This window comes from Catenovulum agarivorans DS-2 (assembly GCF_000568405.1).
Classification (GTDB): Bacteria; Pseudomonadota; Gammaproteobacteria; order Enterobacterales; family Alteromonadaceae; genus Catenovulum; species Catenovulum agarivorans_A.
Genome location: NZ_ARZY01000024.1, coordinates 21,869 through 36,175, shown reverse-complemented (window position 1 = coordinate 36,175; position 14,307 = coordinate 21,869). Strand labels below are relative to the sequence as shown.

Sequence of the window (14,307 nt, the reverse complement as noted above, 5' to 3'; positions counted from 1 at the left end):
AAAACATGGTGTAATCTACGAAAGGAGCAATAAAAAAGATCAAGATAATAAGCGGGACAATACTGCGTATAGTTTGTTTACATCAACAGGTTTACTAACATGCTCAACAAATCCTTGTTGCAAATACAGTTTAACATCATCAACCATTACATTGGCCGTTAACGCAACTACAGGAATATACCCCTTACTTTGCTTAATAATATGTTGAGCCTCAACGCCATCCATTTCGGGCATTTGAATATCCATTAAAATTAAATCAAAATCCTCGCTTTCGACAGCAGCAACGGCTTGTTTGCCATTGGCAACAACCGTTAAATCAGCTTTGGTTGCCGCCATCATAGATTCAATAATGACCTGATTAATTTCGTTATCTTCGGCAATCAGGATTTTTTGCCCGTGTAAAATAGGAGCTGCAACCGAAGTAAGCTGCTCTGACTTTTTAAAATGAGTCGCTTTTGGCAGGGGCAGCTCAACCAAAATAGTTGTTCCCTCATTCTCAACGCTGGTTATACCTATGTTACCGCCCATCATATTAATTAAACTTAATGTAATAGACATGCCTAACCCAGTGCCGCCAAACTTGCGAGTAGTTGAATTATCAGCCTGCACAAAGCGTTCAAATATACGTTTTTGAGCTTGTTCGCTCATACCAATACCTGAGTCTTTCACTTCTATACACACAAGCCGAGTTGACGCACCCTGCTTACAACTAAGCGAGATAGTTACGTTTCCTTGTTGCGTAAACTTAAGCGCATTCGACACCAAATTAAGTAATATTTGTTTAACCCGCACGATGTCGCCAACCCAACCATCTGCAAAATTATCATCAACTATGCAGTTAAAATTAATGCCTTTATTGCTGGCAATAGAGTCAACATCAAACTTAACTGACTCAACCACTTCAATAAGTGAAAATGGCTGTTGCTCTAAATCAAGTTTGTTATCTTCAATTTTAGAATAATCTAAAATGTCATTAATAATGGTCAATAACGATTTAGCCGATGAAGACGCATTGTCTAAAATAATTTGTAAATCGCGACTTAAATGTTCAGTTTTCAGTAACTGTAGACCACCTAAAATAGCATTCATAGGTGTACGAATTTCGTGGCTCATATTGGCTAAAAAATCACTTTTAGCTTTGCTAGCCTGCTCAGCCGATGTTTTTGCATCCTGCAGCTGCTGCTCAATGCGCTTTTGTTGAGAAATATCTTGCACGACAGACCAGGTATAAGCTTTACCATCATCTCGCGCTATCTTTACACCTGACAGTAGTACCGGAAAAACCTCACCGCTTTTCTTGATATATTCCTTTTGATACGGGCCATAACGGCCTTTATTCATTAAAGACTGAATTTGCTCGAACTCTTGTTGCTCGTATTTTTGCGGCGTTAACTGCCAATAGTCCATATTATTGAGCTCGGCTACATCGTAACCAGTAAAGCGGCTAAACTCTGTATTAACGTACTCAAACGCACCGTCTTCCATGCGGTTAATAGCAATACCAATAGGCGCTAAATTAACAAACTGCTCAAATTTTTCTTTCTCGTACAAATAGGCTGATTGATAATGCTGCATGTCATTTAGCGCCGTTTGTAACTCCTGCTGCGCCTTAGCCAGCTCAGAAATATCACGACCAATTGCCAACACCAAATTTTGTCCATCCAGTGGCAAGGCAGTAAGCGATACTAAACATGGAAAGGTAGAACCGTCTAACTTAGAATGCTCCCACTGAAATAGCTGCGGCCCTTGGGTAAAGGTATTTTGAATATACTCAATTGCCATTTCTTCAGACGAGCGGCCGCAAGGCTGGAATTCTGGCGATAATTGCGATGGCGACAAATGTAAAAAATTGTCTTCACTTTCAACCCCATGCATATCAATAGCTGACTGATTGCACTCAACAAACTTACCTGTTGAAAGATCTAAAATGGATAAAGCATCACCCGATACATCAAACAGCTTTTTATATTTCAGCCGTTCGGCATTGGCCACTTCAAGCTCGGCTTCAAGCTTCTTGATTTTTTCTTCCAGCAAAGCAACTTGATTTTGCATGACAAAGGTTAGTGATATTCAAGGTTGGTTGTAATTTAGTATAGCTGCAAACTACGCGGAATGCCTACAAGTGTTAATAATGCTTGGAAATATGCACAAATCTATATGCGCAGCCTCATCTGGCGTAAGCTCAAAAATTCCATAACGCGCAACACAGTAACCAACTTAACGTTAACGTATCCCTTTTCAATTTTAATCAGCGTGGGCTTTGAAATAGACAAACGTGTTGAAACATCCACCAACGACAACTTCATACCCGTGCGCTTGGCCATAAAAGTTAAATTTAAATTACTTTTATGAATCAATATACCGACAAGCTGGACATTGCTCGCCCCGTTAATTAATCTCGCTTAAAACTATTTATCGGACTAGTTGGTTGTTCAATATTCGACACACCTAATCGATCGTAATAAGGATCACCTAACGTATTTAAAATTGATTCAGCTTTACGTGTATAATAACGATCACGAAAATATTTCACGATTATAAATCGTTTCAGCCAAGCAACCCCCATGACAATCCTTATTTATTTTTGAATAACATAAACTTAAAGTTTTCAGACAAGTCGCTCTCAGCCTTACCACAACCAATAAAATCGCTTTGTAGTAAAGCGCGTGTTTTATCTGAGGCTTTCACAGACTTATCCCCGCCCAAACGCTCGTTATACGATTTAGCGTTAGCTGTTAATGTGCTTGGTTTAATCGCTAATTTTTTCAAAATAACCCCTCTCAGCACTTTTGGATATCGCATTAATAGACAATAATAAGTCTACAAAAAAAAAGCAAAACACAAAGTAATGTACTTCACGTCAAAAGAAATACAAAAGATACTAAAAATTTCCGGCTGTGAATTAATGCACCAAAGACTGGCAGGAAAACTAAATTACTCAAAAAAAGGGAACGCGTACCTATACGAGATCCCTCTTGACCACGCATTGCTCAAACATCCACTATACTGCAAATTAATCAACTGGTTTGAAAACAAACACCCCATGGACCTCAACAATGCGCCACAACAACGCGCCAGTCAAATAGAAATAATGCGCATAATAAAAGACATATTACTTCCTATAGAAAAACATCTCGGCGAAGTAACAATAACGTATGGCTTTAACTCAGCGAAACTAAATACCTACATTCAAGCAAATAACCCAAACGGCACAAGCCCCAAATTAGACCAACACTCAAGCTTTGAAGTTAACTCGTTAGGAAACCGCATATCGGAAAACGATGGTTTCGCATGCGACTTTTACGTAAAAGGCTATGAACAAAAAATGGGAGAAGTCGTTAAGTTTATAACCAACAAGCTAAACTTCGACAAAATATATTTTTATGGCTGCTCTAGGCCAGTGCATGTAAGCGTAAGTAGTTCACCGCAGCACCACCTACAACTTATGCTTGAGAGCGAAAATGGCAGACGCGTGCCAGGGCGAAAAGCTTACGGCGAGCAAGCAAAATTTTTGGCAGAAAGGTTACAATAATGGATGCTGAACAATTTAAACAACTGGTAGCACAATTAAAAGTTGGAAAAAAACTACCCGACGCAATTTACTTTCATAAAGATGCCTTTGACGAAGCACCAAAGCCACTTTGTAACTTTATAAAAACAGTTGCTAAAGCACTAAAAATTGAAGAAAGCCAATGGAACTTGGTAAAAGTATTTAAAAAAGACTTTAGGCTGTCATTACTCAACTACCCCAAATTTTATCAAGATGCTTACCCAGCCTTAGAACAAAGTGTAAATGTAGACTTAGTGAAGTTAAGCCACCGAATAACCAATTACCAAGGGCAAGGCAACCCTCCAATACTTCACAGAAAAGAAACCATGTTGCCAGAAAATCACCCAAAAGTTGAGGAATTTAGTTTAATAACACAAGAAGGCGAAGCGGCAGGTTTATACGCAAACCCAAGATTAATAGGCTTTAAACAAACTTGGGAAAGACTGATAGCTAAACATGGGTACGAATTAGTAGATGGGCGGTTATTTAGAAACTCAGCGTTAACATCACACGATACAGAAGAACAACAGATCGACCGACACAAAACAGCATTAGTTAGGCATGAGCTCTCAGCCCCGATGAAAAACTTGGCTAAACACGGATTTTTAAACGGAGATTACTCTATATTTGATTACGGTTGTGGCCGAGGTGATGATTTACGTGAACTTGAAGCCCATGGGCTAGATGCACTAGGCTGGGATCCAAACTTTGCACCAGACCATGACAAAATACATTCCGACATTGTAAACCTTGGTTTTGTAATAAATGTTATAGAAGACCAAGATGAGCGAATAGATGCTGTTTTAGGTGCTTGGGAGCTTGCAGATAAATTACTCGTAGTATCGGCAATGTTAGCCAACGAAAGTTACCTCGCCCAGTTTACACCATACAAAGACGGAGTAATTACCTCGCGAAATACCTTTCAAAAATACTACAGCCAAGCGGAGTTAAAAGGCTATTTAGAAAGAGTACTGCAAGAAGAGCCTGTAGCTATCTCTCCGGGAATTTTCTATATTTTCAAGGATAAACAACTTGAACAAGAATTTCTTCAAAATAGACATAAGAGGCATTATCAGTGGAAACATCTAACAGCACCAAAACCGACTAACACAGATAATGCTCGTATTTTATTTACCAAACACACAGAGTTATTTGAAAGCTTTTGGCTGTGCTGTCTTGCATACGGTAGAATACCGGCTGAAAGCGAATTCACAGAGTCATCAAAGATTAAAGAAATCATTGGCACTCACAGGAAAGCGTTTAACTTAGTTTCAAATTGGTTTGGGTTAGAAGAATTTGAGCTGGCTGCAAAAATGCGCAAGGAAGACTTACTGATCTATTTTGCGTTAGCGATGTTTGATAAACGCAAACCATACACCCAACAAAGTAATGACCTCAAGCGGGATATTAAGGCATTTTTTGGAACTTATAAAATAGCCCAAATCGAATCGAAAGATTTGTTATTTCAAATTGCCGATACAAAAAAAATAACGGAAGAGGCCCTGCTTGCAAATAATTACTTACCAGCGTCTAAACTCGAGTATGAAAATGATATTGCTCACTCTCTTACGTTTCACAAAAAATTTTTAGACGACTTATCACCTTTACTCCGTATTTATGTGCTCGCCGCGCTGCAACTATACGGAGAATTAGACGATATTCAGCTGGTTAAAATTCACCTCACATCGGGTAAAGTCACTCTATTAGGTTATGAAGATTTTGATAGCACCCCGCTACCTCAATTGAAAGAGCGTGTAAAAATCAAAATGGCTGAGCAAGGTGTAGACTTTTTCGATTATATTGTTGCCGAGAAACGCCCGTTACTTTTAAATAAGATTGATTATATTGATGAAACTTTCGATGATTATAAAAAACAAAAGGCGTTTAATAAACGCCTTCAATTAGTGCTCAGCAACTCCAACAATGCAGAATTTTTTTTAAATCGAACTAGTCTGTATTCAATTTTAAAGAAGAGTCATGTGTCACTGAAAGGTTATAGTTTCTATCATTCCAATAATTAATGACTAGTTCGACTAGCTCATCAAAAATATGAGGCTCTGTAAAGCCAACCTGAATTGAATGAGTTTCCCCTTCACTTTTTACAATTCCGTGCCCGTAACCCAATAAGTTTTCAGCACCAGATTCTCCTAGAATAATCTCGGAGTTCTGATCCCTATCTACCTTTAAAGCAATTTTAGTATCAAGATTTGCTCTCAAAAGCGGAAAGACAACATCTGCACTAGGCCGCTGTGTCGCCAAAACTAGATGTATACCAGCAGCACGGCCTTTTGAAGAAAGTCGGACAATAATGTCTTTAGCTTCGGCCTTAAATTCACTATCTAATATCCAATCTGCAAGCTCATCAAAAAAGATCACTTCTCTAGACATTCGCTCACTAGGATATTTACGATTATATGCTTCAAAGTCTTTAACGTTTAATGTCATGAGATGCGTATAACGCTCATTCATCAAAATTTCTAGCTCTTTTAATCTCTCAACAGCCTCTTCTTTATTCAAGACTACAGGGTGAGCTAAATGAGGCGCTTTTGAGTAAGCGGCAAACTCAACCTGCTTAGGATCAAACAATCTTAATTTCAAATTATCTGGAGAATTAGTCATCAATAAGTCAATAATCATATTATTCATTAAAATAGACTTACCAGACTTCGTTTGGCCGCCGATCAAAGCATGAGGGCTTGCACCATCTAATTTAAAGAAAACACTGTTTTCACTAAATTCATCCTGACCAAGCATAATTTTGTTATTAAAATCTTGCTCTATGGTCGCTCGACGTGAATCTAAAGTATTATTTAGTAACTTACCGAAATAAACTGTAGCTCGCTTGTCTCGATCAAAAACCAGTACCATAACACCTTTGTCTGGATAAACACGGCGAAGTGATAACCCTACTACTGATAAGAAGTTATCTTTAAGTTTTAAAACTTTAGTTGGACTTAAATTCACATCACCATGCAATTTAATAACTATCGAATTTGGAGTGACTAAGCTCTCTGCAAAATTTGAAGGTAAATTTGCGTGCCCAAAGATTTTACGAATATTGGCTTTTACTAAATCAACATTTATTTCATCTTCTTGTACTTCACCAATATGCGTCTCTAAGTAGTCAATGCAATGACTAATTAGTTCAAGGGAAGACCTATTGCCTGAAAACTTTTTGGTTTCAATGCTAGGTGGAGATTCATTTTCTACAGTAATGGGTTCGTTATTCTCAACACTTGATAAAGTTTCTACCAATTTATTTCTAGGCTCTACCGCATTTTCAATCAAATCAACACTTTCAGTTGCGTTATTCCCTACCTCATTAGAGGGAAGTTCAACTGTGCAAGATTGATTTAAAGCCAGCTTTTCAAAGTTAAAACTCTCGAATAGCTCCAATGAGCTTTCATCTACTAAAGACTGAAATACTTTTTTAGTATCTGCTGAACTTAACTTCAGTTGATATAAATAATCAGAGTCGAAAACTGTATCTGAAGATGTCTCCGCTTGGGCATTATCATAATGAAACACAACTGATAAGCCTGAAACATTAATATTTACGGCATGTTTATCTAATGCAATAAGGTCATTGAACTTAAACCTACTAGGGTCGAATTTAAAGTGTCCAACGATAAACTCGTAGAATTTATTTAACCAATACTCAAAGTCAATATCTTCATATGAACGCAACATTGATGCAATTAAATCAACAGTAGATTTAACTTGTTTGCAAGACTTCACTGACTGCTCAGTAGAGCCGTTTGTTAATTTTGACTCACTGACAATTAAGTTGATTGTAGTTACCCCAAAACTATCTTGAGAAATATAAACCCCTAATAAATCAGAAATATAATTTACGGTTCGGCCAATAGACTTAAAGGCGTCATCTTCAATTGACGATTTAAACCAGCTCAAGTAATCATCTAAGTGAACCCAAAAAATATCAGATATCTTCGAATCTTTGTCATAAATACTTTCAAGCAACGAAGCAGCTCCCGCTGTCCCGACAAGATCGTGAGAAAACCTACCATTACCAACAGATCTTAGAAGCGTATCACTGCTAAATGAATTAGACATCGTGAATATTTTCTCTACTAAGTTCTCTACTTTTTCGGGATGAACTAATTGCCAAGCTCGAATATCAGAGCTTAAGTTCTGTGTAATATATTGCGTTTCTTTATCTGTAATAATCGCTAAGGATCGTTTGCTGCCTTCACCTTGTATATATCGTAAAACTCTTCTGTTGGTAGCAGAACCATCTTCTGAAGAATCCTCACTACATGCGTTTAATGTTTCTTTACTTAGTAGATAATCATAGATAATCAGCCAGTTACACTTGCTTAACCCTTTTGATATTTCATCTTTTAAGCCTATTTGACTTACTTCTCTACAGAACGATGTTGATTCTCCGCGATTGTTTATTTTTAAAAATGTAGAAAGGAAAAGTTGCCCTTTACTATCTTGAACGTGATTATTCATCGAAAATTGTGTTTTGCGAGCAATAGGGTCAGAAGGTACTTTCCTTGAAGCACAATACTCCCAATTCACTCCGTCAAATTCTCGTTGAATATAGTTAGGTGCAACTTCTGCTACCTTGTTATGGGCAAACAAAGGATCAAAGTTATAGATAAGATCTATTTCACCGTCTTCAACTTCACTAATATCATTAACAATTCGAATGGTAATATTAGAATCAACTCTGTTAGTGTCGAAACTTTCACATATTGTTTGATATACACAGTCTAAAGCTTTCCTTTCACTACAATTAAACGCCAAAGAAATTGATAGTTGCTCTTCATGATTGTCTGCTATTTTTAACAACTCATCATATACAGAAAGTAAATGCTCATAGGATGTGAGTCCTATACACAGAATCTGTAAATGGTGGCGTTCGTTAGGATATGTTTCTAAGAACTTTGTTGCTGTTGCATTTATGACTGACTTAATTTCAGAGTCATTTATAGCATTTTTGGAAGTGCTTAATTGTCCAAATTCATAGTAACCAGAGCTTGAATTAGTTGATACCAAATCCAAATAGCTATTATCTTCAAGCTTCTTAAGGTAGATTGTTTTACCATGATTTTCAAAAAGCTCTCTGAAAAGTTTTGCTAATACGCCATCGCTTTTATTGGCTATATTTAAAGTGTTATTAGCAAACTTCGAGCTAATGCTATTTAACATATAGTTTCTTTGAGATTGCATTAACAGACTATAAGGTGACCACGGGAGATATATACAGTAATTCGCATTTTCTGTAACGTTAATCGTATGCGCGCTCAATAACTCATAAACTAAAGCACTATTGATTTCTTTATTTGAACTTAAAGAATATATAAGCTTAATCAGCGCTCTTAATTTTATTTCAAGCTCATCATTTATCGAACACAAAGGGCTTTGAAAGAATAATTCTACTGTATTTTTCCAACACTCGAAAAAGTCATTGAACGACTCTATTACTTGATTATAGCTGTCCTGAGTAAGGTGATTATGGCTTCTTAAGTCTTCCAATAACTTTGCAAAAACTCGTATTTCTTTGTCTGACTTCTTAACAACAGCACCTTTTTTCATGCTCGTACTTACAGCCAAGAACATGTGAATGTTAGAAATTGTTGGGGTGCTTTCAGCTCTCTTGATGAATAACGGATCTAGTGATAAGTCGTATTTGTGAAAAAAGCCTTTTCGATCTCGAATCTTAGTGAAATCTAAGTATTTAGAGGATTCAAACCCAAATGGGTTAAAAATCCATTTGAGTTCCCAACTATCTATAGGTGTATCATTTCCTTTTTCTCGCCTTATAACCCTAAATGAAAGCTCATTTGCAGCTTTTGACTCACCGCTTTTTCTATTTTTGGAATCAACTGACGAGGCAAATTTTTCATTGAAAACTTTACCAAACTCAATTTTAAAGTTTTCACCGAAATGAGACCAGAAAGCAGCTAGATCTCGATATTCATTATTGAAGTAGTTAAGTGCATACCAGTTTTTTCGCTCTAAACTCCTTCGTGTCCGATCTTTCGCTAGACTAAGAACTATTTCATCATCACCTAAGTCTTTTAGTAAAACAGACTTTGACAAAACCTCTAAAAGACCAGTAATTAAATTGCTACATTCAGTAGCTTTTGAGTCTGTTATTTCCTTTAACCATGCTTTATCTAGTTTGGAGTTTTCAGAAATTTCCTTTGCATAGCTAAAGTAAAATTTCCTAAGGTCATTAATTTCTGGCTTTTGAGACGGTGGGTTGTCTACCAATCCAAGTAATTCAATATAGTCTTCTGGTAAGTCTATGTCATTGTCGGATAAGAATACTTGAGTTTCAGCACCCAATAAAAACTTTGGCTTAGCACTTTTGGCCTGCAATACTGAAGAATATGGATATGAACTGTCATATAGCTTTTGTAATTCTTCCTTTTGAGAAGAAGCTAATTTTCTATCCTCTTGATAGAAAGCTGAAAAATATTTAGAAATATCTGCACAAAACTCATCATAATCACTTCCAAATTGTTTAATAATGTCGATATTACTTTTAATCTCAGAAAGCTCTACTTCTTTATCTTTATTAATAGCACGCCAAAAATTTATATCTTTAAATAAAGTTTTAGTAACTATTGCTCTAAATGTTCGACGATATGATGCACCAGAGTTTTTTAATGGCAAGAACTCCTCTAGTCTATTTATGCCGCCCAAGTGAACACAACTTTTCCCTAAAGCATAATAAAATTTACCATCCTTAATAGTTTCTTCGATTACTCCATCGATAAAAGCATTAATTTTATCTATTTCAATGAAAGGTCTAGCATTCCATTTGGAGTTAGTTAGCTCAGACACAAACTTAGAAAGTTCAGCCACATATTCGTCAATAAAGAAAGCCTGTTCTGTATACTGTCGCTTTGCTAACTCAATCCATTTTGTTATTTCTGTTTGCTCAAATACCGTACTTTGATCAATTCCTCGAACTTGTTCCATTGTCGGCTTAATTTCTGCCATCAACATCAAACAAAAGAAATTGCCCTCTCTATTTCTTTCATGAGCCATCTCAGAAAAAGTATGCTTTTCTATAGCAACATTTTTATATTGTTCATGTTCTTCAACAACGACTATAAACCCATCATCCGAACCAATAGGTTTGATTGGAAAATCATCGTTTGAATTAATGTTTTCGATAATCTCTTCTACTAACCTTGCATCAAACTCTTTTAAAACAAAACGACCTGGTATCCTATTTCCTTTATTTGAATCACACCAATCTTGGTATTCTTTTTTGATAATCTCATAAAAATACTTAGCAAGAGATCTCATACTGAATCCTCCCTATACGGGTTTATGACATAGCTACAGGCATCTGATAAATGCCTTAACATTCCCATTTGGTATAACAAAGAAGCAAGATTTTTAGAATTTCGATTTAGATCTCTTTGAATTAATTCATTTTGCGTATCGGGTGCGGTATCTATAAATATTGAGTATTTATCTTTTAACTCTTTAATGAACTTGTTAAATTCAAGACGTTTGTTGTTACCAAGTATCGTAACAACTAGAGAATGAAGAAAGTCTTCGTTAAGAACATACCTGTAGCTCCTTGTGTTCTTTTTAGACAAAAAACCTATTTCTCTAAAACAGACATTAGGGTAATTCGAAATATGGTCTGCTAAGTATTTGTGAGCGCTTTTAATTTCTGATTCTTTGAAATTTACACGCTCACTCTCTTCAACATTTTCAAGCTCAGAAACGTATAACTCCATTACATCCGTAACTCTCGTTTCTAAACACCGTTTCAATTTGTTTCGTTGGGCTGAGATACTTTGAATTGAAGTTTTTCTTATACTGTTGGTTACCTTAGATAAGACTTCAGCAATATAGGTCGGCTGCTTTAACTTTTTGGGTTCAGAGCTGTTATGGTAGGTTTCTCCAACAGCTAGAATATAATTACCTATGTGATATCCAATAAGGTCTATCATAACCTTAACTTTATCTAACCTCTCTAAATCTAGCGACAACACCTGTTTTAGGTCATTTGCAAGCTCATCAAATAGATTTAGATAGTTATATGGCAAGTAACCGAGACGTTTACGGTTAGATTCAGGCAACTGAATACGCTCTTCTTCTCGTACTAATAATTTGGCGATTGTTGAGAATGAGGTATTTTGTGTCTCTAACCATGACTCGAAGTATTGCTCAAGTTCAATTCGAGTATTTTGGTCAGCTCGGCACAACATGAGATATACTAATTCACCACCTCGACAAAAAAACCTGCGATCTTCAGTGCCTTTTTTATTATCAAAATCACACCAAACATAATCTGATGATATCGGGTAAATAAATTTTGACGTCCACCTTTTTTTAGATAACGGGTCAAAAGTCAGAGAACTTAGGATTTTTATTGCATTGTAAAAACTATCGAATGAGTCAAAATTTTTCTTAATATGCTCAATATCGTCGTCGGAAAATTTGAATAAATCACCTTCTATTGCTTTAAGATATTCAAACTGTCTTTGCCACTTTTTCGCTTCACTTAGTTCAGAATTAATAACCGTCTCTAAAATTTCATTTTGATAAATAAGAATTCTAAGCTTAAAAAATTGCCTATGTTTAAAGTATAAAGTGTCATTTTCAGGAGCAAAAATAGCGTCAATTAATCCAGCTTCTTTAGCACGAAGCTGACTCTCAATAATGCATAACAGCTCAAAAAATAAAATTGACGGAGTTTGATCTTGCCTAAACCTATGACCCCAGATATTTTCAATAATAGGGATATGTTTTAATGAGTATTGTTTTTTTAATTCAGAAGAATAATTATGTAAGCTATCCATGATTTACCTTTAAAGCTGAAGGTCTAAACTCACCACTGTTAATCGTATACGTATCTATTCGCTTTCCCGAAGCTCTCGAATTTTTGCTTATTTGAGAAGCTAACTTAGATCTGAAAATTAATAGTTTTTTATAAAGTCTAGGGTTAGTCGTATTTGGTGGAGAACCTTTGGCAATTTGATATAAGAAGTCGAATAGTTCTACAGTCAAAGTTAATTTCAGAGCAATGTCACGATCAACATAAAACTCTATAACAGGTTCTATTCTAGAACCTGTTAACTCAAAATCTCCTTTAACTTTACTAATAAAGATATCTCTATCTCTTATGTCATCACCGTGAAATATTGATATAGGTGTAATAGAACCTTGATCTTTTTCTGGCACATATAATCGATCTTTCCCTGTCTCTTCAGATATATACCTACCATGAAAGACTCTATTCAAGGCCAATACAATAAGAGAAATTAGTTCAATATCATCACAGACATCCTTTCCCAAGAGGTTTTGATATACATTACTTTTGAAATAAGTGAAGCTAGAATACTTCTGAAGTTCATACGACCTTGTATCATTTTTTTGATAGCAATAAAGCTGCATTCTTGAGCGTCTTACAATTGCGCCCCAAAGCTCTGGGTTAAGCCCTGACTCTAGAGTTTTTTTGGAACTTAATAATTCATTAAAATCATCGAGAGGGATTTCTATATCTCTACTATCTTTGTGCTTTAACAAGTTGTCCCAATAGTTTGTAGACAATTCACCGAAATTGAGCTTATTAATTTCAGAGTATGGCCTAGCATTATGCATTTTATGAGGGCCAAGGTTCATTCCCCAAAAGCCAACCTCAATCGACGATTCGTAATTGAGTCCCTCACGATCATTTAACCTTTTTACTCGGTTACACGTGAATATTTGGTAATTAGTTTCCTTTTTAGTCGCTTTTAAATGCTTAGCTTTAGGTGTAGACGCTAAAATAGTATTTGTAGCCAGGTTTAAAAGCTCTCGGATAGTAAAGTGCTCATTATTCAATTGCAGTAGCAATATAATATTACTTAGATTCTCTTTAATATGAGGGTTCGATTTTAGAAGGTTATATTTTTGATAAATTGGACAAGTGTTAGACTGCTTTCCCTCACATGAATCACATGAACTCCAGCCAGAATGATTCAATATTTCATCAATGATTAGGGAAAAGTTTTCTTTAGCATTTAATTTTGAAAGATTGACAAGTTTGATGAGTTCTTGCTGATGGCAAGAGCTAAAGCCTAAATTAATTTTATCTTCGATTATTTCTTTTAATTGTTTTGCTTTCCCAATTAAGTCGTAATCATTGTTCGGTGTGATAAATTTGTCAATTTCATCAACTAAAATACCATCATTTACTGCGATTAAGATAGGCTTACTAGAGAACCCACTACGTAACACATTTATAAGTTCGGTAATAATAACTGAAGTATTTTCTGGCGACAGTTCCGAAAAGTCTTTAACTATAGTTTTTTCGTTACTTCTAAAGAAGCTTTTACTATTCCAGTTATCTTCATTGAAAGACTCGCCTTCAATTTGCTTTACGATATCCCTACATAGCTTAGTTTTTCCATCACCAGCTGTACCTGTAAGAATGATTACTCCGTGGCTACCCTTAGATTCAAATTGTTGAGTGATTTGTTTTTGCCATTCAAATTTTATATTCAAAGGTTGTTCTAATCCTAAATTAGAAGCAACCTTTCTGACATATTCGTCTTGAATTTGGTTTTGTCCTTGGCAATAACCTTCTAAATACCTAACCCACTTGTTTACTACCCAGGTCATTAGAGGCCTCCTTCCACATGTAGTCGAATTTTAATTTATATGTTTTCCAGTAGTTAACGTATATAAATTACCATAATATTTATTAAAAGCAGATAGTTATATAAATATATTTACTTAAAAAATAAATCATAAGAAAACTGTATAAGCAT

At 35.7% G+C, this 14,307-nt stretch carries 9 protein-coding genes; 2 read left to right on the top strand and 7 right to left on the bottom strand.

Annotated features, from left to right (window positions below):
- Positions 1-39: 39 nt before the first annotated feature.
- From DS2_RS12700 to DS2_RS12690, 4 genes are all read right to left on the bottom strand, one after another.
- Positions 40-2,052, bottom strand: coding sequence for an ATP-binding protein (locus DS2_RS12700; protein ID WP_035015195.1), 2,013 nt, complete (start codon positions 2,050-2,052; stop codon positions 40-42).
- 101 nt (positions 2,053-2,153) lie between these two features.
- Positions 2,154-2,324, bottom strand: coding sequence for a helix-turn-helix domain-containing protein (locus DS2_RS20305; RefSeq protein ID WP_152537603.1), 171 nt, complete (start codon positions 2,322-2,324; stop codon positions 2,154-2,156).
- Positions 2,325-2,392: 68 nt separating this feature from the next.
- On the bottom strand, positions 2,393-2,533 hold the full coding sequence (locus DS2_RS20580) for a hypothetical protein (protein ID WP_160168568.1): 141 nt from the start codon (positions 2,531-2,533) through the stop codon (positions 2,393-2,395).
- 41 nt (positions 2,534-2,574) lie between these two features.
- Positions 2,575-2,769 (bottom strand): hypothetical protein, encoded by a 195-nt coding sequence (locus DS2_RS12690; RefSeq protein ID WP_035015193.1) that lies wholly within the window; start codon positions 2,767-2,769, stop codon positions 2,575-2,577.
- 136 nt (positions 2,770-2,905) lie between these two features.
- Here DS2_RS12690 and DS2_RS12685 point away from each other — a divergent pair, with 136 nt between their 5' ends.
- Together DS2_RS12685 and DS2_RS12680 are read left to right on the top strand one after the other, a co-directional pair.
- Positions 2,906-3,532 carry a hypothetical protein gene (locus tag DS2_RS12685; protein ID WP_152537602.1) on the top strand — a complete coding sequence of 209 codons (627 nt, stop codon included), beginning with the start codon at positions 2,906-2,908 and terminating at the stop codon, positions 3,530-3,532.
- A complete protein-coding gene (locus DS2_RS12680) occupies positions 3,532-5,571 on the top strand; it encodes a DNA phosphorothioation-associated putative methyltransferase (protein WP_035015192.1) in 2,040 nt (679 codons plus the stop codon). The genes DS2_RS12685 and DS2_RS12680 overlap by 1 nt, the downstream gene beginning before the upstream one ends.
- Here the strand turns inward: DS2_RS12680 and DS2_RS12675 are convergent.
- From DS2_RS12675 to DS2_RS12665, 3 genes are read right to left on the bottom strand one after another with little or no spacing between them, the layout of a single operon-like run.
- Positions 5,498-10,843 (bottom strand): FtsK/SpoIIIE domain-containing protein, encoded by a 5,346-nt coding sequence (locus DS2_RS12675; RefSeq protein WP_051479850.1) that lies wholly within the window; start codon positions 10,841-10,843, stop codon positions 5,498-5,500. The two genes, DS2_RS12680 and DS2_RS12675, sit on opposite strands and share 74 nt — an antisense overlap.
- Positions 10,840-12,354: a hypothetical protein gene (locus DS2_RS12670; RefSeq protein ID WP_035015191.1), complete on the bottom strand. Its 1,515-nt coding sequence runs from the start codon at positions 12,352-12,354 to the stop codon at positions 10,840-10,842. The genes DS2_RS12675 and DS2_RS12670 overlap by 4 nt, the downstream gene beginning before the upstream one ends.
- On the bottom strand, positions 12,347-14,158 hold the full coding sequence (locus tag DS2_RS12665) for a hypothetical protein (protein WP_035015189.1): 1,812 nt from the start codon (positions 14,156-14,158) through the stop codon (positions 12,347-12,349). The genes DS2_RS12670 and DS2_RS12665 overlap by 8 nt, the downstream gene beginning before the upstream one ends.
- Between the last annotated feature and the right edge of the window lie 149 nt (positions 14,159-14,307).

Bases quoted from the DNA above. Each gene is read 5' to 3' on its own strand.
- DS2_RS12700 (WP_035015195.1), bottom strand. From the start codon at position 2,052: ATGCAAAATCAAGTTGCTTTGCTGGAAGAAAAAATCAAGAAGCTTGAA.
- DS2_RS20305 (WP_152537603.1), bottom strand. From the start codon at position 2,324: ATGGCCAAGCGCACGGGTATGAAGTTGTCGTTGGTGGATGTTTCAACA.
- DS2_RS12685 (WP_152537602.1), top strand. From the start codon at position 2,906: ATGCACCAAAGACTGGCAGGAAAACTAAATTACTCAAAAAAAGGGAAC.
- DS2_RS12680 (WP_035015192.1), top strand. From the start codon at position 3,532: ATGGATGCTGAACAATTTAAACAACTGGTAGCACAATTAAAAGTTGGA.
- DS2_RS12675 (WP_051479850.1), bottom strand. From the start codon at position 10,843: ATGAGATCTCTTGCTAAGTATTTTTATGAGATTATCAAAAAAGAATAC.
- DS2_RS12670 (WP_035015191.1), bottom strand. From the start codon at position 12,354: ATGGATAGCTTACATAATTATTCTTCTGAATTAAAAAAACAATACTCA.
- DS2_RS12665 (WP_035015189.1), bottom strand. From the start codon at position 14,158: ATGACCTGGGTAGTAAACAAGTGGGTTAGGTATTTAGAAGGTTATTGC.